Below are 21,426 nucleotides of genomic sequence, written 5' to 3'. Positions count from 1 at the left end.
CCGGAGCGTCCAGCACGGTGGGGCAGCCATTCCTTCGCAGCCACAACAACAGCAACCAACCATCAGCTACACCCCACCGCCCTGGGCATCCAGGGCACCAACCCCAGACACCCACAAACTTAGGGACGAACCATGAATGACTTCAACACCCGTGTGATCACGCAGTTCCGGACCGGCGGCGGCCGGGTCGGCGGCTGGGGCGACCGGCTCGTGCTGATCCACTCCACCGGCGCCCGCACCGGACTGGAACGCGTCAACCCGGCCCTGTCGTTGCGCGACGGCGACGACCGGCTCGTCGTCGCCTCCGCGGCCGGCGCGCGCGCCAGGCCCGCCTGGTATCACAATCTGCGCGCCCACCCCGACATCATGATCGAGACGCCCGCGGGTCCGGCCGCCGTCACCGCCCGGGAACTCGAGGGTGCCGAATACGACCGGGCCTGGCACCGATTCCAGGCCGTCTCGGATTCGTTCGCCCGCTACCGCGACAGCGCGGGCAGGCCAGTGCCGATCTTCCGGCTGAGCCCCCGCCCCGTCGCCGTCCGAGCTGTTCACTCACCGACAAGGACCCATCACCATGACCAAACTCTGGACCCCCACCACCGTCGGCGCCATGCAGCTCGCGCACCGGATCACGCTGTCGCCCATGACCCGCGGCCGTGCCCTCGACGACGGCACCCCGTCCCCGATGGCCGCCCGCTACTACGCCCAGCGCGCCGCCCTCGGCCTGCTCATCACCGAGGGCACCCAGCCATCCGCGACCGGGCAGGGCTATCTGAACACTCCCGGAATCCACACTCGCGCCCACGTCGAAGGCTGGCGTGCCGTCGCCGACGCCGTGCACGAGGCGGGTGCGTATCTGGTCATCCAGCTCATGCACACCGGCCGCATGGGCCATCCGGACAACACCCCCGGCGGGCACACACCGGTCGCGCCGTCGGCGATCGCACCGGGCGTCGACATCTTCACCCCTACCGGCCCGCAGCCGGCTCCCGTGCCGCGCGCACTCACCCAACCCGAAATCGAAGGCATAGTCGGGGAATTCGCGGATGCGGCCTGGATGGCTGTGCAGGCCGGCGCCGACGCCGTGGAGATCCACGCCGCGAACGGTTATCTCCTGCACCAGTTCCTGGCACCCAACGCCAATCGGCGCACCGACCACTACGGCGGCAGTCTCGCCAATCGCGCACGATTCACCTTGCAGGTCGCCGAGGCCGTCGCCGACATGATCGGCGAACACCGCACCGGCATCCGGCTCTCACCCGGCAACGGTCTCGGCGGCATCGACGAGGGACCCGACTCGGCCGCTCTCTACCGGCATCTCGTCACCGGTCTGGCCGAACTCGATCTGGCCTTCCTCGACGTGTTCTCCTTCACCGACGACGCCGTCCTGCGCGACATCCGGGACCGCTGGCACCGGCCCCTGCTGCTCACCCGGGCCGGTCGCACCCTCGATCGGCTCGGCGCCGACATCGACGCAGGCCTGGCCGATCTGGCTCCGGTCGGCACCGCCGCACTGGCCAATCCGGATCTGGTGGAGCGCCTGCGCGTGGGCGCACCGCTGAACACTCCCGATCCCGGCACCTTCTACAGCGGAGACGCCGCGGGGTATCTCGACTACCCGGCCCTGGACATGACCGCCAGGTAGCTGCGACCCCGGCCCCGCCACCCGGCGGGGCCGAGGGTCGCCGAGCTCACTGGCCGTTCAACTCCTGCTGCCACAGCAGCTCGGTGATGCGTTCGACGGCTGTGGTGAGGTGGCGGCGGTAGGTGCTGAACGGCAGCCCGAGCAGTTCGGCGGCCACCTCTTGAGTCGGCGCGCCTTTGAAATAACTGACGTTGACGGCTCGATGCAATTTCTCCCCGCCGCGCTCGCCGAGAAGCGCTTGGGCGGCGTCGGTGAGGATTTCGGCCAATCCCTTACCGCTCTCGGCCACCAGGCGACTGTGATTGAGCGGACTGTCCGCCAGCGCCGGCTTGCGGAAACCACGCAGCGCCTCGCGCACCGCCGCTTCGAACTCGGGACGGGACAGCACGATCAATTCATCCGGGCCGCTGCCGGCACCGTCGAGCATCGAAACCCCGGACAGCATTGCGTCGGTCTTCTTCTGCAGCCAGGCGGCGGGCGGCAGCGCGCGCCAGTCGTGCCGGAACAGCGCGTACTCGTAGGCGCCGACCTGAGGCGTCGCCGCGATTCGATCCCAGCCGACATCTCCGAGGTGGTCGTTCCAGTAGCCGTCGTCACGCATCACGATGAACGACCAGGCCAGTCGCTCGCCGCGGATCATCTCGCCGACCGCACGCCACTGCGTGAGCGTGGTCGGGGCGGAGGCGCGCTGATACGCGGCCGGGCCGACGGTGTACCGGGCGACCGCCATATACTCGCCGGCCCGCAGCGGGCCGTTCGCGCGGGCGTGCTCCCAGGCCGCCGCGACGACGGGATCGATATCGGCACCTTCCGGCTCGGTCGAGTTCAACCATGCCGAGAAGGCGATCAGTTCGTCGGTGTGGGTGGAATGGTAGACCCGGAAGGCTTCTGGCTGCCGGTCCAGCCAGAAGGCCGCGATCGTCGCCGAGGCCGTGCCCTCGGTCTCCTGCACCATCTCCAGCAGGCGGGCGCGCTGGGCCGGGACGTAGGGCCGATCCTGGACCGCGCCGGCCTCGCGAAAAACATTGAACTCCGACATCCGGCGATCCGCGCGGTAGAGGAAGATCAGCGCTCCGGTGCGTGCCAACAGCTGGGCTTGCGGTGCCGCGCGCAGCTGCTGGAGATGGAAATCGCGCAGGCTGCCGTGCATTTCGGCGAAGCCTTGCGGGTCGCGCCATTTGAGATCGGCCTCGAGCGCTTCGCGGACTACGTCGTGCGGGAACAGGCCGGTGTCGGTCGATTCGATGAACGGCTGTATCCGTAGCCAGCCGAACAGATCCGCGGCCTGCGGGCCCATCAGCGCACGCAGCATGGATTCGGAAGTGATGTAGGAGTGCGCGCAGATCTCGAGCGCCCGGCGGTGCGCGGGGCTCGGAGTGGTGCCGACGAGACGTCCCAGCAAGGTGGCGATCGTCTCTTGGTTCGGTCGCCAGTCACCGGGTACGGCGTCGCTTTCGGCGGCGACGGCGGCAGCGAGGGTGAGGGCGAGCGGATTGCCGCCGGTGAATCCGAGCAGCGCTGGTTGCGCGCCTGCCGGAACGTTCACTGCAGCCGTAGGGGACGCATTGCATGTGCGGGACATCGAGATCCGACGTGTATGCTTCGGGGGGCGTTCCAGCTCGGCGAAAGTCTTGGCCGGGCAGATTTTCGGCCTGGTCCCGTTGCGCACGTTCGCCGAGTCCCGCTCGGCGGGCGCCTGGTTCGGCTCGAACCCCAGGTGCTCGGTCATCTCCTCGTTCAACGCCGTCTCGAGGACGGTCTTGGTGAACTGTTTGAGCAGCCCGTTCGGCCCGGTCAGGGACAAGCCCTGCTCCTTGGCTATCCGTACCAGCTCCGCCGCTGCCAGCTCCTCGGCCGAAGCCTCGGCCTTCTTCCTCGCCACGGCATCAAGTGTCGTCATCACGGCACCTTCCCGCTGAACATCGCTCAGCGCGTCAGGCCGCAAACACCGTTAGATCCACAGTCCCCAGGCGCAGAACACTAGGCAGTGTCTGGAAGTAGGTGTCGAGGTCACAGCCATTGGTCGATGGCGGGATCTGGATGACGGGCGAGGTAGCGGATGGCGAGTTTCTCGTAGCGGGTGGGGACGGCGCGGTGTTGTTCGAGTCGGTTGCTGCCACGCTCGATGGTGTTGCGGTGTCGGTAGATCTGACGGTCGAACGCCGGTGGTCGCCCGCTTGCACGGCCGCGATTGCGGCGGTGTCCTGCTTGATCTGCCGGGATCGGGATCGTGGCGGGGATGCCACGCTCGCGAAGGTAGGCGCGGTTGGCGGCCGAGGAATACGCCTTGTCCGCCAGTACCCGGTCCGGACGCACGCGTGCCCGGCCGCGACCGATGCGCGGTACCCGGATGCTGTCGAGCACTGCGGCGAACTGGGGGCTGTCGCCGGCTTGACCGGCGGTGAGCAGCAGCGACAACGGTCGCAGGCGGTGTTCGCAGGCCAGATGAAGTTTGGTTTCCCATCCGCCCCGGGACCGCCTGAGTGCGTGATCGGCCGGTTCGCTGTGGTAGCCGCCGGGTGGTTCGGCCTGGCGGTCGCCGTGGCGGCGGGCTCCGGCGGCGTGGGAGTGGGCACGCATGATCGTGGAATCCACGCTGACCAGCCATCCGATCTGTTCGGCGGCGTCGGCGATCGCCTGGAGTTGCCGCAGCACATGCGCCCAGATCCCGGCAGACGGCGAGGGCGTGCGGTCGGCGGTCATGGTCGTTGAGTAGTGGTTCGAGTTCGAGGGCTTGCACGCCGAGGACATCGAGTGGGCGCGGGTCCGACATCTGAGCCAGCAGCACTGTGACCTCCCAACCGGCCAGGGCGCGGTCGAACAGCCAACCTCCGGCGGGTTCGACCACGTCGGCGACAGTGGGTGCGACGACGTGGAGCCGGTAGCGTTGTGTGCCCCATTCGAACTGGGTGGGTATGTGGTGGCGGGACCGCTCCGGTGTGCGGAGATTGTCGAGGGGGTCCTTTCGATCGTGGCACTGGTGACCGTCCTTTCTGTGTCCCCCGGCTGTCGCTGGTTTGGTGGGTGTCGAGTCGACGCCGGACTCGCCCAGCTCGGACCCACCGGCTACCGGTTGCTTCGGGTCCGCGACACCCTTTTCTGACTTCGGCCACGGGACCCTGCGCTTCTCTGCTTCCGGTAATGGCGGTGAGGCCGCCAGCCGATGTACACAACGGGTCATGCGAAGGAGCGACGCAGCGCGAATCGAGTCGAGACCGACTGACTGGGAAGCCCACCCGTTTGAGACTTTTGTGGTTCTCCGAGGGCTCGATATCGACTAGGTCTCAACAGTGAATTCAACGATACGGTAGAGACACATGAGCCAGAACATTCAAGACTTCGTTCCCGCGACCTGTGCTTTGCTGGCGTTCGGCGAACCCACACATCAAGAACCCGCTTTCGCGCGGGTCCGCAACCAACTATTCGCTCAGTTGGTCGGCTGCGGCTTCAGATCAATCACGATCGAGACCGACCGCGTGGCGGCGCTGACCGTAGACGACTTCGTCCGGAATGGGGTCGGCTCCCTCGAGCAAGTGATTGACGAAGGCTTCTCGCACGGTCTCGGAAAGCTCGATGCCAACAGGCAGCTGGTCACCTGGATGCGCGAGTACAACGCGACCAGGACCGAAGACCAGCAGTTGTCCTTCCACGGGTTCGATGCACCCACCGAAATGACGAGCGCCCCCAGTCCACGGCATTACCTCGAATTCGCCCGCGACTATCTGGGACTTGCCATCGACCTCGCGGGACTGACCGGCGACGACGAGCGATGGAGCCGTATGGAGGCGATCATGGATGCGGCCGCCTCGCCCGGCGCCACAGCCGAGGCCGAGCGACTGCGGGTAATCGCCGACGACATGCTCACCATGCTCTATGCCCGGGCACCGGAACTCATCGCGGCCACCTCACATGCCGAATGGATCACTGCCGAAACGCATCTCACCGCCGGTCTCGGCCTACTGCGCTACCACAAACAGTCCGCCGACCGGCAACTCGACGAAACCGCCCGGGTATCCCGGATGCTCGCGGTTCGGGACGCCCTCATGGCCCAGAACCTGCTCGCCATCCGCCGAGCCGAGAGTCCGCGAGGCGCGACTTTCGTGTTCGCGCAGAACGGTCACCTGCGACGAAATCGGTGCCGCTGGTCCCTCGCGGGCATGGATCTCACCTGGTTCAGCGCCGGGGCGATCGCCGATTCCCTGCTCGGCGAACGCTATTGTTTCGTCGCCGGAAGTCTCGGCCACAGCACGGCTCTCGGACTTGGCGTCCCCGAGCCGGACACCTACGAGGGTCTACTGAGCGAGCGCATACAAACCTGGGGTCTGACCAGCCCCGCCACCCTCGGGCCCGCTCGCATCCGAACCGATCCCACACCCGAGCAAGGCTACTTCCCGCTCGACCAAGCAACCCTCGACGGCGCCGACGCGGTTCTGCACATCGCGTAACAGCACAGACGCGCTGGCGCTGATCCAGATCATCAGATCCGGCCTGCGGCGACGTCGTCGCAGAGCGAAACGGTGTACTGAAAAAGCTTCACTACAGGATGTAGACATCTTCTGAAGCCCACATGGGCCGGGCCGCGGAAATCCTCGGCGTCACCCCCGCCTTCTTGCGCGGTCTCGACGCCGCCGAACTATTGATCCCGCAACGCTCCCCGGGAGGGCACCGCCGCTACTCCCGCTACCAGCTGCGTATCGCCGTCCGCGCCCGCGCGCTGGTTGACGCCGGCGCACCCCTGGAGGCGGCGTGCCGGATCATCGTCCTGGAGGACCAGCTCACCGAAGCCTTGGAACTCAACGCCCAACTCTCCCGACAAGACCCACCCACACCGGACCCGACAACTGACCCTCACTCGCCGACGCAGCGGGCGCCGAGTTCGGCCCACATCGTTTTGCCGCCGCCGCGGTAGTCCACACCCCAGCAAGTGGCCAGCTCATCGGCCAGGATCAACCCGCGCCCGCCGATGTGACCAGGGCGGCGGAAGCGTACCGGCGCGCGTGAACCGTCATCGACCTCCACGCGAAACCAGCGGCGACCAGCCCTGATCAACCGGCACCCGCGCGGGGCGCGGGCATGCGCCACGGCGTTGCCGGCCAACTCGTCACACCTATACCGCGTCCTCGACGCCGATACCACAGTGGCGTGCTCGAGCAGGCGCGCCTTTGCTCAAGTGCCGAGAGAGTCTCCGTCGCGGGGTGTGTGGGTTGCAATGCTGCGGCCGGCGGACCATGGCGCGGTAGAGGGCGCGGCGGCTGGGCGGCGAAGTTTCGGTGCCAGGCCGAAGAACTGCCGTGGGTCGCCGACGTCTCGCTCTGGCCGCCGAGTTCGGCATCAGCCGCGAAACCGTCTACCGCTACCTGCGAGCCGAGCCCACCGCAGACTGAACGACACCTGATATTTGCAGGTCGGCCTGCTCGGACCTGGCATCTCGGGCCGGCCTGCGGGGTTTACGACGCGGTCTGAGCTGGTTCGGCTGCCGGATGGTAGATCTCACGGCGCAAGCGTTCCAGGTCCGGCGCCGCAGAATCTGCAATTTTCCTGTACCGATCGGTTTGACTCCCCCAGAGCCCCCCTCTCATTATGTTTGTGTACATCTCGGCATAGTCCTTCCCCTGACCGGACAGGCCGGGAAGCACCCGGAGCAGGGCGGGGATGTAGCGGATCACCATCTCGAGTTGTGCGCGTTGCTCGGCCAGTTGGCGCTGTACCTGCTCGACGGCTTCGCTGCGGGCACAGCCGGTCTCGTGACGGATCGCGCGGACCAGGTTGTAGGGGACTTGGTCGGCTTCGTCCCGATCCAGCCCCGCAAGATCGTTCTCCACGAAGACCACGAAGAACAGCAGTTCTTCGAGACGGCGGATCACGGGGTGGTTGCGCAGCATCGACGGCACCTCACGGTCCTGGTATGCCTCTAGGCAGGCGATGGCGGTTTCGAACCCGCTGGTCGACTTCCGCAGCGGCAGATAGTCGGCCGTGGCGGGGATGTCGCCGTTGATGCGCTGGTGCGCTTCGCGTTCGCAGGCTTCGAACCACTCCTCGAGGTTGTCGAGGAACCGCTGCTGCCAGCGGGTGCCGCGGCCCTCGCGCAGGCGCGGCCACAAACTCGCCCACGCCGTCGGGATCGCTCCAGGCCGCGACGGCGCCTGCGGGTCTTGGCGCAGCATGGCCACCAGGCCACGCCGCAGCGCGGTGACGGCTTCGGGGTCGGTCAACTGCGGATCCTCGAACAGGTCGTCCCACACAAGGGCCAGCGTGAACATGCCGGCGAAGGTCTGTTCACGGGCCGCGTCCGCTGCTGGGGCCCAGGTCCGTGCCGGGACCCGGAGCCCTCCCGTCCACCGGTGATAGGCGGCCTCGGTCGGTGTCAGGGCCAGGCCGGTGTCCACCAGCCAGCTCCGCAACCATGACGCGGCCTGCGCAGAGACCACCTCACTGTGGGTCTGGGGTGGCTGCGTCGAGGCCCGGGAGACCATGGGACCAGGAGTTCGCCGATCGAGTATGGACCGGGCGTAGGCGGTCATCGCGTGACGGGCGCGCGGGTCGACGGGCAGGGTGGCGAGCTGACCGGCAGCCTGGTCCATGAATTCCTCGGCTCGCGCCAGTGCTTCGTCCACGGCGCCGGAGGCGACGACGAGTTCGCGGGCACGTGCGGCTTGCTCACCGGTCATTCTGCTGCGCAGCAGGCGGGCAAGGTCCCGATCGCGTGCTGCGGCGCGGATCACGGGCAGGGTGTAGATGCCCTCGGGCAGATCCTGATTGACCGGCTTGCCCATTTCTTCGGCGGTCGAGGTCAAATCGAAAATGTCGTCATACAACTGGTAGGCCATCCCGAACTGTCGACCGAACACCGCCAACGCCTCTTCTCGATCCTCGGGGCGGCCGGCTTGCATCGCGCCCACCCGGCAGGCCAGCGACAGCAGCGCCGCCGTTTTGCCGTCGATCGACTCCAGGTAGGCCTGCTCGCTGCGGGAGGCCACGTACTGGTCGGCGGCCTCGAGCACCATGCCCGCGCACATGTGCGCACTCGCGGTCGATCCCGCGAGCCCTTCACGTCGGCCGAGTTCGAGCAGTACGCGCCCGCCCTCGGTCGTCACGGAGTCTCCAGCCAGTACGGCCATGTGCGATCCCCACACCGCGTTCGCGCTGGGCCGGCCGCGGCGCTGGTAGGCGTGATCGATGACGTCGTCGTGATACAGCGAGCCCAGATGCAGCAACTCCACGGCGGCGGCGGCGCGCACCGCCCGGTCGTCGGCGGGCGTCGCAGGATCGGTGAGCAGGTAATACGACAGCAACGTCAAGGTAGGGCGGACCAGGCGGCGGGAGGTGTCGGGTCCTTCGTCAGTGAGTGCGGTCAACTCTGGCCTGCCCTCGAACCGCACGGGTCCGAGAACGTCACGGACGCGGTCGAGGTCCGCCTCCAGATGCGGGAACACAGCCGAATCGATTTCACGTGGCACGCGCGTACTCCTGACTGGTTACATCGGTCATCCACAAACACCGTTGATCAAGGTCAATTCGACACCACCATCACGCGGAAGACGTTGGTATCGGCCGATTTCGACGTTCGCAGCAACTGGATGATGACGGTCCGTGATTGTCGTTGCGCGACGAGCACCTCGACCGAATCGCCCACCCCTCACCGGCCACCGGCCACCGGCCTGCGGCCACTGCGCGATCACGACCAGAAGGCGAGGTCTTCCCGCACAACCCTGTCGGTGGACACGACTTCGACAATCACTGAAGCCGACTCCGGATACTCGGCACTACCCACATCGTGCGCTGAGGTCGGCACCGCGGCGGACGATGCGCTGCACCGATTCGCGGGCGCCCTGTCGACCAGTGGATGCGCAGCCTGTCACCACGTCCAAGCTCGACAACGGGGTTGGGCAGACGCTCACCTGCACGGTCACCTACGAGGATCCGATTCCGCACGGTCTCTGGGTGTGGACAACTCCAGCCGTGGTCGGGCAATCCTCGCCGTGCGCGAAAGAGGCTCGGGCGTGGACACCTTGTCGGGGTCAATCGTACGATGTGGCCGTATTCACTCGGGACAGTAGGTTCACGGACTGGGCCTACGAGGTCTTCACCCAACCCCGGCCGCTCATGGCCGGTCCACCGGCATTGTTTCTGCTCCGGGTACGGGGTCTCCGTCTTCTTGGACTGTGGATTCAGCCCCGCCGCCGTGACGTCGGCGTCGGGAGCAGAACAGGTCGTCGCGCGCATGTCCTTCAGCGCACAACCCCGCTGAGATTCGCGAAGGTGTCGAGCGCCTGGCCGCTGTGCTCGACGGAAGCTAGCCGGACGGCCGCGGTCGTTGATTGCCCGGATGCGTTCGGAATCCGACGCCTGTCGAAGATTTCGGCTCAATTCTTCTGTCTGGCTGGGATCGACAGGTCATAGAGAGTGACGCTGTCCACGATCGTGGGAGAGTAGTGGTCCTGGATCCATTCGGTGATATGTGCGTTTGCTCCGGTCTCGCGCTCTCGCCCGTTCGGTGTGATGATGAAATAGCGTATCTCGCCCTGCGCGGCGTATCTTTTGAACTGTTCGAGCGTCGGAGACGGATCGCGGCCGTTGAAGCCGCCGATGGGCATGATAGGCAGCTGGGCGGCAAGTTGGTATCCGGCCGCGTTCATCGATCCGATTGCCGCGCCGGCCCAGCGGTGACCGGTACCGTCGCGCCGCAATAGACGAACCACTTCAGAACTCGGTGTGGAGGGCTCGAGGAAGAACGCGATCGACGCCGGAGTCACGCCGCCGCCGGTAGGTGCGGCGACTACCGGTCCCGCGATGGGATTTGTCCCGTGGTGCGGGGTCGCGATGGTGTGCACAGTGTACGCGACCGGTCCCGCGAATGCGGTCAGCGCGGCGGCAGCCGCAACAACGACGCCGGGTTTGTCACGGACTATCACGGTGACGAAGGCGAGCAATCCGGCTGCCAGCACCGCCCAACGCAGCCATGGCGCGAAATCCGCACTGCGACTCCATAGCAGCCACGCGGTCGCCGTGGTAGCTCCCAGCGCGAGGGCCGCGGAAAGGCGCACCGACAGTCGGTCACGGTATTGCCAGGCGAGGGCGGCGCCTATGCCGACCAGAGCGGCGACCGCCGGAGCGAGGGTCACCGTGTAGTAGGGGTGAAATATGCCTGCCATATAACTGAACACCAGCCCGGAGACCACCAGCCAGCCACCCCAGAGGAGCAGCGTTGCTCGCCGGCAATCGGTGCGAGGGGATCTGCCGCACAACAAGAGTCCTGCCACGAAGGTGATCAGCGCCGCTGGGATGAGCCACGCGATCTGGCCACCCTGCGCTGGTTCGAAGAGCCGGGCGATGCCCGTATCGCTGGGTGCGGTCGCGCGGCGGACCGCTTCGACTCCCGGCGTGCCGACGCCGCGCCGGTCGTTTCCCGTCAGCCGGTCGAATCCGTTGAAGCCGAGAGTCAATTCGAGCACGGAATTATGTTGCGAGGCGCCAATCCACGGCCGCGACCTGGCCGGCCAGAGTTCCACCGTGAGTAGCCACCAGGCGGTTGCCGCGACCATGGTAACGCCGGCCGCCAGCAGTTGGACGATGCGCTTGCCGAGGCGGGGCGGACCGGTGACGAGATAGGTCAGGGCCAGGGCGGGCAACACCAGCATTACCTGCAATTGCTTTGTGAGAAAACCGAATCCGATGAAAGCGCCACAGAGGACCAGCCATCGGGTACGTCCGTCGTCGAGCGCTCGTATCAGCGCCCACGCCGCGGCGACCTCCAAGAACACCAACAGGGCATCCGGATTGTTGAACCGGAACATCAGTGCGGCCACTGGTGTCACCGCGAGCGCGAATCCGGCGAGCAACCCGGCGACCGGCCCGAAGGACCTGCGTACCGCCGCCCAGAGCAGAGCCACCGACGCGGTACCGAACAATACCTGCGGCACCAGAATGCTCCAGCTGTTCAACCCGAACACCCGCACCGACAGTTCCATCGGCCATAGTGCCGCGGGTATTTTGGCGGCGGTGATCGAGTTCGCGGAGTCGGACGACCCGAAGAAGAATGCCTTCCACGACTCCGAACCAGCCTGCACGGCAGCCGAATAGAACTCGTCGGCCCACCCGTTGGCGCTGAGATTGCACAGGTAGGCGATCGTGGTGGCCGCCAGCAGCAGTGCCAAACTCGGCAATTCGTGTCGAACACGAGACGTTCTCGGCACGATGTCCGCTTCGATCGGATTTTTCTGCGGCACTGCGCTGGTCCCGTTCATATGGCCGTCCTCAGGACCATACACATCAACCTTCCCGGGGCGGGGCAAGCGGCTCGCGTGCGAGAACCTCGTTTTCGATGAACGAGGCCAGCCGTGTAAACCCGCTCCGGATGTCTGCTACATCGAGGTCGCTGCACGACAAACGCAGTCGGCGGCTGCCGCTTCCGTCGAGCTAGAACTGGTCCATCAGGGTCCACAGCACGCCGTACTTGGACGCTGATCTTTCCAGGAGCGCGAGGTTCGCCTGAAGGCGCATGACGAGGAAGACACCGCCGTCCGGTCGATTCCACTCGACCGCCGGCCGGCCGTGCCCACCGGCGTCGAGCGCGGTCAACAGGCATCCGAGGTTTTGTCGGTGCCATCCGGCTTTGCGCCGGGCTCTGCTGGGCGAGCGTGCCGCCGTCCGCGATCAGCATCGACGTTGGTGGGACTGTCGTTCCGACACCAAGAATTCGCAAGCCGAATTCACCAACTCACGCTCCGGCCGTTGAGACCTCGACCCGGAGTGGCGCATCGGTGGAAATGCGCTGGTGCAGAGATCGGCGCCTCGGCAGTTGGTGTGCACGGCGTGCGAGATTCATCGTGAATCACATCCATTCCCTGTGGTGCCCGCCTCGGGGCACGGCCGCAGCCGAGCGGGTCGTCGCTCGGGAAGTTTAATCCGATCTGACAATTCACGGCGACACGGTGGGTCCACCGTTGGGAACGCTCTCGTTTCCCTGATGCTCCCGGAACTCGGGCGGTTTCACCGCACGGACTGGTTGTTCGGCGGGTGGGCGACGGTGAAACCGAGCGGCATCGAGTGGCGGAAGGCGTTGTGTGGGTGTGGGTTCAAGATGGTGCTGGACGGTGCGGAGGAGTGGGGCTGGGTAGCGCGGCAGCTGGCGGGTCGCGTCATCGGTAGCGGATGGGCTCCTCCGTGCCGATTTCTGGATAAAATTTTACCGGGCTGCATCGCTGTGTGTGATCGAGTCGAGCATGCCCATCCATGGGGATATCGAGTTTGTGTTGCCTGGAATACTGCGAGCATGGAAGACGCGCTTCGGGTCGTGATCGTGGCCGGTGGCGCTGCGCACTTCAAAACCATCAACTCGGTGTGCGAGAAATCCGGATATTCTGTGGTGTCCTGTTTGTTCGCTCGTTCGGTGAAGTCAGGCTCTCCGATCCTGCCGTCGTCGGCGGCGGTGATAGGGGAGTTGCTGGAAGTGATACCGGGAGGGATGGACCTGGTGCTGCCAGGCAGTGCCGCCGGGCTGGCTGACGCATTACCCGGATATCGACCCGACGTCATCGTGGCGTGCGGATTCCCCTGGAAATTCCCGGCCGCTGTTCTGCGGATTCCCGAACTCGGTGTGCTCAATATACATCCGTCACTCCTGCCGAAACATCGGGGGCCGATGCCGATTGCGTGGGCCATAAGAAATGGTGACACGGGATTCGGACTGACGGTACACAGAATGGATGAAGAGTTCGACACCGGCGAGATACTGTCCAGTCGGGGCGGTATATTGCTGGACGAGGATCCGACGCCGGAACGGTTGTGGGGTCGTATGGATCCGGTGATCCACGACCTGTTGCCCGACGCGCTGAACAAGGTCGTGGCTGGAATTCCCGGACTTCCGCAGGATGCGGGGGAGGCGTCGTACGAGTCGTCCTTCGAACCTGGATTCTATCGGGTGGATTGGTCGAATACTGCTGTCGTAGTACACAACCAGGTCCGAGCGTTGCGCTCTCTCGGGACGGGTCCGGTCGCGCAGATCGGCGATCGTCGCATCAGGGTGTTGCGTACTCGCCTCGACCCTGGGGAGGGGGAGCGGGTGGAGTGCGCCGATGGCCCTTTGTGGATCGTGGAATCGACGTCCGTCTGAGCTCGGCCTGTTCCCGAAGGTGGTCCAGCCCGCGACGCAGTCGTCCAGTTCGTCCGGCGGCACCACATCGTTGACAAGCCCCACCTCGAATGCGCGTGCTTCCGAGGAGCGGCCGATCGACCCGGAATGTGGTCCGGATTGCTCATGTCGAGCGCTGCACCCGAGCGACGGGAATTTTCACAGGAGGATGCACCATGAAGCCACGGTCGGAATTGCCGTTGTCCGAAGCGGAACGTACGCAGTTGGATGCCTTCGGCAACTGTGCGGCGCTGCGGGAGATAGGCAGCGGAAGCCGCTCATTAATCCGGCTGTTCGCCGCACAGGTCGACCGGGTGCCGGACAACCGCGCTGTGGTGTGTGCCGACCAGGAGTGGAGCTACCGTGAGATCGACCAGCTGTCATCTCGTCAAGCGCACTTCCTGATCGGGCTGGGCGTACGACCAGGTCGAACGGTTGGCCTGGTGTTGCCGCGTTCGATGCACTGGATCACCGCGGTGCTGGGCATCCTCAAGACGGGGGCAGCGTACGTGCCGATCGAGCCCGCAAACCCTGATCATCAGATTGCCGCCGTGCTTGCCGAATCGGGTGTGATGGCGGTCGTCACCTCGGCCGAACTCGTTTCCCGCGTCGAGGCGGCGCTGCCGGTCGAAGCCGACGATATCCCGATCGTCGATGTATCCGATCGGCGGCTCGACAGCCAACCGTTCTCCGCGTTGCCGTTGCCAGGTGCACAGGAGCTGGCCTACTTGATCTACACCTCGGGAACGACAGGGCGGCCCAAGGGCGTCGCGGTATCGCACGGTGCCGTGTGCGATCGGATCACAGCGCACATTCGGCGGGTGCGGATCCGCAGCGACAGCCGCGTACTGCAGTTCTCGCCGTTGGTCTTCGATGCGTCGGTGCTCAATATGTGGTCGGCACTGCTGGCCGGTGCGTCCGCCGTCGTGCCCACCGATGACGAAGCCCTGCCCGGGGCCGCCCTCGTTCGGTTGATCGACCGCCAGAGAGTGACTCATGCACATCTCACACCCTCCACGGTCGAAGTACTCACTGCCGAACAATTGGCGGGGGTGACGCTGGTAACCGGTGGCGAACCGTGCAGCGCGGCGCTCGTGGACCGATTCGCCGGCGATCGAGCCATGTTCAACGCCTACGGCCCGACAGAGACCACCGTGATGGTGTCGATGACCGAACCGCTGGCCGTCGGATCGGGTACGCCGTCGATCGGAACACCGGTACCGGGCGTGGGCATGGTGGTGCTCGATGACCTGATGCGCCGAGTGCCGACAGGTGCGATCGGCGAGCTGTATGTGGGGGGATCCGGCCTCGCGCGGGGCTATTGGAACAGGGCGGGCTTGACCGCGTCGAGGTTTGTCGCCGATCCCGTCGGTGGATCCGGCGGCAGGCTGTATCGCACGGGTGATCTGGTGCGTTGGAATGAGGCGGGCGAGTTGGAGTTCGTCGGCCGAGTCGACGATCAGCTGAAGATTCGCGGGTTTCGGGTGGAACCAGGGGCGGTCGAAAGAGAATTGGTTGCCCTGCCGGGGATCGGTCGGGCCGCCGTTGTGGCACAGGTGGATCAGGACGGCGAGAAACGACTGGTCGGATATGTGGTGCCGGATCCGAGCGCCCCTGGCGCGGGCATCGAACCCGAGGCCGTCCGGCGTCGGCTCGGACGCCGGTTGCCCGAATTCATGGTGCCGGCCGCGATCGCGGTCATGGACCGGCTTCCGGTGATGATCAGCGGAAAGATCGACAAGGCGGCCCTGCCGGTGCCGGAATACCTGTCGACGGTTCCGTATCGTGCGCCGCGGTCCCGTGTCGAAGTCGAGCTCGCTCGACTGTTCGCCGCGATCCTCGGGCGCGACCGGGTAGGTGTGGACGACAACTTCTTCGAGCTCGGCGGCCACTCCCTGGCCGCGACTCGGTTGACCAACCAGATCCGCGCAACGCTCGGAATGGATGTGCCGGTCGCCACGATCTTCGACAAACCCACGGTGTCAGGGTTGGCGCCGGCGCTGAACGAGCGGCGGCTCATGCGTCCGCCGCTCCAGCCGATGCCGCGGCCGCACGCTTTGCCGCTGTCGTTCGCACAGCGTCGACTCTGGTTCCTGCACCGCCTCCAAGGGCAGTCGGCAACGTACAACATTCCACTCGCGTGGTCACTGACCGGTCCTTTGGACCTGACTGCCCTGCGGTCCGCATTTATCGACCTGCTCGCGCGCCATGAATCGCTGCGCACGGTCTTCGCTGAAGTGGACGGCATTCCGCGACAGCGGATCATTGATGTGGATCATGCCGATGTCGGTTGGGCCCTGGTCGACGCCGGTGCGTGGGCACCGGGTCGGCTGGCCGCCGAGATAACGGCGGCCGCGGCCTACACCTTCGACCTCGAGCGCGACGTTCCGCTGCGCGTCACGGTGTTTCAGCGCAGCCGCACAGAGCACGTATTGACGGTCGTGCTCCATCACATCGCCGCCGATGGCTGGTCGTCTCGGCCGCTGCTGAACGATCTGGCGCTTGCCTACCACGCCAGACTCGGCGGCCGAGCGCCCGAGCGGGCACCGCTACCGGTGCAGTACACCGATTACGTTCTGTGGCAACGACAGTTGCTCGGCACGGAATCCGAACCGACCGAGGTACTGTCCGCACAGCTCGATTATTGGTGCGCCGAATTGACGGCCGCTCCACCATGTCTCGAGCTGTCCGCGGACCGCCCGCGCCCGCCGACGAGATCGCACCGGGGTGGCACCCGGCCATTCAACATGGACGCGCGACTCCGATCCGACATCCTCCGCCTGGCTCGCGACGCCGGTGCTACGGCGGCGATGGTGCTGCAAACCGCATTGGTGGTGTTGTTGCATCGGCGCGGTGCGGGCAACGACATCCTGGTCGGTTCGCCGATCGCCGGCCGCGCCGACCAGGCCACGGACGAGCTCATCGGCTTCTTCGTCAACACCTGGGTCCTCCGTGCGAACGTCACCTCCGACCAGTCGGCGTCCGAGCTGCTCGCGGTAGTCAAGCGAAAAGCGCTCGCTGCCTACGAAAACCAGGACGCGCCCTTCGACCTTCTGGTCGAGCGGCTCAACCCGATCCGGTCCTCGGCGCACCACCCGGTGTTCCAGACGATGCTGGTGTTCCACCACGACATCGTCACGGATCTGGATCTCGACGGTGTCGACAGCACGGTCGTGCACACGGACACGGGAACTTCTCAGTTGGACCTGACGGTCGTGATCACCGATCGAGGACGCGGTGCGGGCTGGCATGCCCACATCACCTATGCGTCCGATTTGTTCGAGTCCGAGACAATCGACGAGTTGGCAGCGCAGTTCATGCAGGTGCTGCGCGGCATCATCGCGGATCCGAGCGTCCCGGTGGGCTCACTCGAACTCTTCGGTAGCCAGGAGATCCAACAGCTGGATACATTCGGCAATCGGGCCGCGTTGTCTGTCGACCGCGGTCCTGCTACATCGATACCGGAGGCCTTTGCCGCGCAGGTGACGCGGACACCGGATGCTGTCGCGCTCATCTTCGACGACCAGACCTGGACTTACCGGGAGCTCGACAGACAGTCCACCCGGGTAGCGCACCGGCTGCTCGGTTGCGGTGTCCGAACAGGGGATGTCGTGGCACTGCTGCTGCCCCGCTGCGCCCACAGCTATGTCGCACTGTTGGCGGCTCTGAAGATCGGCGCGGCCTATGCTCCGATCGAGCCCAACTATCCGGATCACCGAGTCCGGTACATCCTCGACGACGCCGCTGTGTCGGCGGTCGTCACCACAGCGGCCCTGCGGGCCCGCGCGGAGTCACTGTTGCGGTCGCTGGACCGCCGCGACAGGTCCGTCATCGATATCGCTGATCCGACGCTCGACACCGAGCCACATACGCCGGTTGCCTTCCCTTATCCGTGGTCGGTGGCCTACCTCATCTACACCTCGGGAACGACGGGTGAACCCAAAGGCGTCGCGGTAACTCATGCCAGCGTTGTCCAGTTGGTCGCTGCCCACAGGCGGCATTACGCGGTACACAGTGGAAGCCGGATTCTGCTGTTCGCACCGCTGGTTTTCGATGTATCGGTGATCGACATGTGGTCGGCATTGTTGAATGGTGCGGTTGCGGTGGTGCCAACGGAAGATCAGGCGCGCCCGGGGGATGCGCTGGCGGCGCTGATTTCTCGTGTCGCAGTCACGCATGTTCATGTGACGCCCTCGACACTGGCGGTGTTGTCTGCCAGCGATTTGGGCTCGTTGGAATTGTTGTCGGTGGGGGCTGAGGTGTTATCGGCAGAGTTGGCCGATGAGTGGGCTGGGCGCTTTCCGATGGTGTATAGGTATGGTCCGACCGAAACGACCGTGTTTTGCACGATCACTGGTCGTTTGGGTGTGGGTTCGGGTGTTCCGTCTATCGGTTCGCCGGTGTCGCATGCTGCTTTGGTGGTGTTGGATGCTCGGTTGGGGCGGGTGCCGGTGGGTGTGGTGGGTGAGTTGTATGTGGGGGGGTCGGGTGTGGCGTTGGGGTATTGGGGTCGGTCGGGGTTGACGGCGGGGCGGTTTGTTGCTGATCCGTTCGGTGGGGTGGGGGGTCGGTTGTATCGGACGGGTGATCTGGTGCGGTGGAATCGTTCGGGGGAGTTGGAGTTTTGTGGCCGGGTCGATGATCAGGTGAAGATCCGGGGGTTCCGGGTCGAACCCGGTGAAGTGGAAGCGACGCTGCTTATGCATCCGCAGGTGACCCGGGCTGTGGTGGTGGTCCGTGAGGATGTGGTGGGTGATCGCCGGTTGGCAGCGTATGCGGTGGTAGTCGGTGCCGGCGTTGATTCGGCGTCGTTGCGGCGGTTTGTCACGCATCGATTGCCGGAGTATTCGGTGCCTGCGGCGATCGTGGTGGTCGACGAGATTCCGGTGACGGTGAACGGGAAGGTAGACAAGTCTGCGCTGCCTGCGCCGGAATATGCCTCAGAGCGTGCTTTTCGGGCGCCGGGGACGCCGGTGCAGGAGGCGGTGGCGAGGTTGTTCGCGGAGGTGCTCGGGTTGGACAAGGTCGGCGTCGATGACGACTTCTTCGCTCTCGGCGGACATTCGCTGGCGGCGACACGGTTGTCGAGCCGGATCCGCAGCGTGCTCGGTATCGAGATCCCGGTCCGTGCGGTGTTCGACGCACCGACCGTGTCGAGACTGACCGCTGACTTCGACGCGGCGGTCGAACCGCGTCCATCGTTGCGACCTTCGCCGCGACCGCCGATGATTCCGTTGTCGTTCGCGCAGCGTCGACTGTGGTTCCTGCATCGCTTGGAAGGACCTTCGGCGACTTACAACATTCCCATGGTCCGAATGCTGATCGGGCCTTTGGACCGGGACGCCCTGCGTGCCGCGATAGCGGATGTCGTGGCTCGGCACGAATCTTTGCGGACCGTCTTCCCTGAATCGGATGGTGTGCCGAGCCAGCGCGTCATCCCCGCCGACGCCGCTTACTTCGGCTGGGCCACGGTGGACGGCACGACCTGGAACGACATCCAGCGCCAGACCGCTGTGGCGCAGGTGGCCCGGTATCACTTCGAACTGGCCACCGAGATTCCGATCCGGGCCCAACTGCTGTGCTGCGGCGAGGACAAGCATCTGTTGTTGATCGTCGTGCATCATATCGCCGCGGACGGCTGGTCCGCCGCACCGCTGTTCAACGATCTGGCCGGCGCCTATCGAGCGCGCGTCGCCGGTCATGCGCCCGGGTGGCTCCCGCTGCCCGTGCAGTACGTGGATTACACGCTGTGGCAGCAAGCACTACTCGGTTCGGAAGACAACGCCGACAGCCTGCTGTCCACCCAGCTCGAGTACTGGAAGCGTGAACTGGAGGACGCTCCGCGACTGCTGACCCTGCCCGCCGACCGACCGCGGCCGCGCACGATGTCGCACCGCGGCGAATTCGTGTCCTTTGCGATAGAGCCCACCGTGCGCGAGGCGATTTCGCGGTTGGCCGAAAGCGAGGGCGCGACGGCATCGATGGTGTTGCAGGCCGCGTTGGTCGTGCTGTGGCACCGACTGGGCGCCGGAGCGGATGTGGTGATCGGTTCGCCGATCGCCGGTCGGACCGATCAAGCGCTCGAGGACCTGGTCGGGTTCTTCGTCAACACCTGGATATTGCGTGTTCAGCTTACTCCGCAGCAGACCTTCGCCGAGGTGCTGGCTCAGGTTCGGCGAAAGGCTCTGGCCGCCTACGCGAACCAGGATGTTCCGTTCGAGGTACTGGTCGAGAAGCTCAATCCGATCCGATCGCCCGCCTACCACCCGATGTGCCAGACTCTGCTGGCGTTCCAGAACAACACGGCCGCGGACGCGGAATTCTCCGGCCTCACGGCCGAGCCGGTGTCCGTAGCGACGGGTACTTGCCGGATGGACTTGAATATCGCGATTGTCGAGCAGGCTGATGTCGCGGGCTGGACCGGCTGGATCGAGTACGCCACCGACCTGTTCGACGCGGCCTCCGTCGACGCGATCGCCGCACAGTTCGTTCGGGTGCTGATTGCGGTGGCGGCCGATCCGGCGGTACCGGTGACCGCGATCGAACTGCTGGCGGCACAGGACATCCGGCAGTTGGAGTCCTTCGGCAATAGTGCCGCGCCGAAATCCGACTGCGGTAGCCGGGTATCGGTGCCGGAAGCCTTCGCCGCACAAGTCGCGCGCACCCCGAATTCCGTTGCGCTCGTCTTCGACAACCGAACCTGGACGTATAAGGAACTGGACCGGTCGTCGACCCGCTTCGCGCACCGGCTGATCGGCTGTGGTGTCGAGCCCGGCGACCGAGTTGCGTTGCTCTTGCCTCGGACCGAGCATCCGTTCGTCGCGGTACTGGCTGCTCTGAAAGCTGGTTGTGCCTATGTTCCCCTGGATCCGTCGTATCCCGACCGCCGGCTCGCGTTCGTGCTCCGTGATGCCGCACTGGCGGCGGTGGTGACGACATCGGCGCTGGCAGACCGTTTGGCCTTAGTGCTGGCCGACATCGGCGTCGATCATCTTCCGATCATCGATATGTGCGAATCGAGCAAGGAAGCGCACCCGGAGATGACGCTGCCGTTTCCGGATCCTGGTCAGGTGGCGTACTTGATCTATACCTCGGGTACGACGGGTGTGCCGAAGGGTGTTGCGGTGTCGCATGGGGGTGTGGTGGAGCTTGCTGTCGGGCAGGGTGTGCGGTTGGGGATTGATGGGGGGAGTCGGGTTTTGCAGTTGGCTCCGTTGGTTTTCGATGCGTCGGTGATCAATATGTGGTCGGCGTTGTTGTGTGGTGCCGCCGCGGTCGCGCCTACGGAGGAGCAGGCGCGGCCGGGTGTGGGGTTGACGGAGCTTATTGCCCGGCAGCGGGTGACTCATGTTCATGTGACGCCGTCGACGTTGGCGGTGTTGTCGCCGGATGGTTGGGATTGGGTGGAGTCGTTGTTGATGGGTAGTGAGGTGTTGTCGGCGGGGTTGGTCGATGAGTGGGCTGGGCGTTTTCCGATGGTGAATACGTATGGTCCGACGGAGACGACGGTGTATGCCACGATCACCGGTGAGTTGTCTTCGGGGACTGGTGTGCCGTCTATCGGTTCGCCGGTGTCGCATGCTGCTTTGGTGGTGTTGGATGCTCGGTTGGGGCGGGTGCCGGTGGGTGTGGTGGGTGAGTTGTATGTGGG

The 21,426-nt window shown here is 65.5% G+C and carries 10 protein-coding genes and 2 pseudogenes; 7 read left to right on the top strand and 5 right to left on the bottom strand.

From position 1 onward, the window contains the following. Positions 1–132: 132 nt before the first annotated feature. Together GVY39_RS32745 and GVY39_RS32740 are read left to right on the top strand one after the other, a co-directional pair. A pseudogene (locus tag GVY39_RS32745) lies at positions 133–507 on the top strand (nitroreductase/quinone reductase family protein); the annotation flags it as partial. A 67-nt stretch (positions 508–574) separates the two neighbouring features. Next, positions 575–1,645, top strand: a complete 1,071-nt coding sequence (locus GVY39_RS32740) for an alkene reductase (protein ID WP_159930863.1) — start codon at positions 575–577, stop codon at positions 1,643–1,645. Positions 1,646–3,257: 1,612 nt separating this feature from the next. Here the strand turns inward: GVY39_RS32740 and GVY39_RS32735 are convergent. Further along, positions 3,258–3,548: pseudogene (locus GVY39_RS32735) on the bottom strand (transposase); the annotation flags it as partial. A gap of 107 nt (positions 3,549–3,655) precedes the next feature. Beyond that, entirely contained in the window at positions 3,656–4,348 is a 693-nt protein-coding gene (locus GVY39_RS32730) for an IS5 family transposase (protein WP_236565809.1), read from the bottom strand. 614 nt (positions 4,349–4,962) lie between these two features. Between GVY39_RS32730 and GVY39_RS32725 the strand changes: the two genes are divergently transcribed. The 3 genes from GVY39_RS32725 (at position 4,963) to GVY39_RS32715 (ending at position 7,029) form a co-directional block, all read left to right on the top strand. Next, on the top strand, positions 4,963–6,090 hold the full coding sequence (locus tag GVY39_RS32725; RefSeq protein ID WP_159930862.1) for an erythromycin esterase family protein: 1,128 nt from the start codon (positions 4,963–4,965) through the stop codon (positions 6,088–6,090). A gap of 122 nt (positions 6,091–6,212) precedes the next feature. Further along, positions 6,213–6,554, top strand: coding sequence for a MerR family transcriptional regulator (locus GVY39_RS32720; RefSeq protein ID WP_159930861.1), 342 nt, complete (start codon positions 6,213–6,215; stop codon positions 6,552–6,554). Between the two features lie 382 nt (positions 6,555–6,936). After that, positions 6,937–7,029: a helix-turn-helix domain-containing protein gene (locus GVY39_RS32715; protein ID WP_236565808.1), complete on the top strand. Its 93-nt coding sequence runs from the start codon at positions 6,937–6,939 to the stop codon at positions 7,027–7,029. Between the two features lie 63 nt (positions 7,030–7,092). On the opposite strand, the gene GVY39_RS32710 is transcribed toward GVY39_RS32715, so the two are convergent. The 3 genes from GVY39_RS32710 to GVY39_RS32700 all read right to left on the bottom strand — a co-directional run bounded on the left by GVY39_RS32710 (position 7,093) and on the right by GVY39_RS32700 (position 12,223). Beyond that, entirely contained in the window at positions 7,093–9,102 is a 2,010-nt protein-coding gene (locus GVY39_RS32710; RefSeq protein WP_159930860.1) for a polyprenyl synthetase family protein, read from the bottom strand. A 906-nt stretch (positions 9,103–10,008) separates the two neighbouring features. After that, entirely contained in the window at positions 10,009–11,889 is a 1,881-nt protein-coding gene (locus GVY39_RS32705) for a glycosyltransferase family 39 protein (RefSeq protein ID WP_159930859.1), read from the bottom strand. Between the two features lie 172 nt (positions 11,890–12,061). Continuing rightward, positions 12,062–12,223 (bottom strand): hypothetical protein, encoded by a 162-nt coding sequence (locus GVY39_RS32700; protein ID WP_159930858.1) that lies wholly within the window; start codon positions 12,221–12,223, stop codon positions 12,062–12,064. Positions 12,224–12,917: 694 nt separating this feature from the next. Here GVY39_RS32700 and GVY39_RS32695 point away from each other — a divergent pair. Then, complete coding sequence (locus GVY39_RS32695; protein ID WP_201295434.1) at positions 12,918–13,757, top strand: methionyl-tRNA formyltransferase; 840 nt, start codon at positions 12,918–12,920, stop codon at positions 13,755–13,757. Between the two features lie 194 nt (positions 13,758–13,951). Next, on the top strand, positions 13,952–21,426 hold a 7,475-nt coding region (locus GVY39_RS32690), incomplete at its 3' end, for a non-ribosomal peptide synthetase (RefSeq protein ID WP_159930857.1).

This window comes from Nocardia sp. CY15, assembly GCF_009829295.1.
Lineage (GTDB): Bacteria > Actinomycetota > Actinomycetes > Mycobacteriales > Mycobacteriaceae > Nocardia > Nocardia sputi.
Note: the sequence above shows the minus strand (reverse complement) of the source record. Positions and strands in the feature narration are given on the sequence as shown.

What these genes read in the sequence shown, in the direction of transcription:
- GVY39_RS32725 (WP_159930862.1), top strand. Translation starts at nt 4,963, where the DNA reads ATGAGCCAGAACATTCAAGACTTCGTTCCCGCGACCTGTGCTTTGCTG.
- GVY39_RS32730 (WP_236565809.1), bottom strand. Translation starts at nt 4,348, where the DNA reads ATGACCGCCGACCGCACGCCCTCGCCGTCTGCCGGGATCTGGGCGCAT.
- GVY39_RS32695 (WP_201295434.1), top strand. Translation starts at nt 12,918, where the DNA reads ATGGAAGACGCGCTTCGGGTCGTGATCGTGGCCGGTGGCGCTGCGCAC.
- GVY39_RS32720 (WP_159930861.1), top strand. Translation starts at nt 6,213, where the DNA reads ATGGGCCGGGCCGCGGAAATCCTCGGCGTCACCCCCGCCTTCTTGCGC.
- GVY39_RS32740 (WP_159930863.1), top strand. Translation starts at nt 575, where the DNA reads ATGACCAAACTCTGGACCCCCACCACCGTCGGCGCCATGCAGCTCGCG.
- GVY39_RS32705 (WP_159930859.1), bottom strand. Translation starts at nt 11,889, where the DNA reads ATGAACGGGACCAGCGCAGTGCCGCAGAAAAATCCGATCGAAGCGGAC.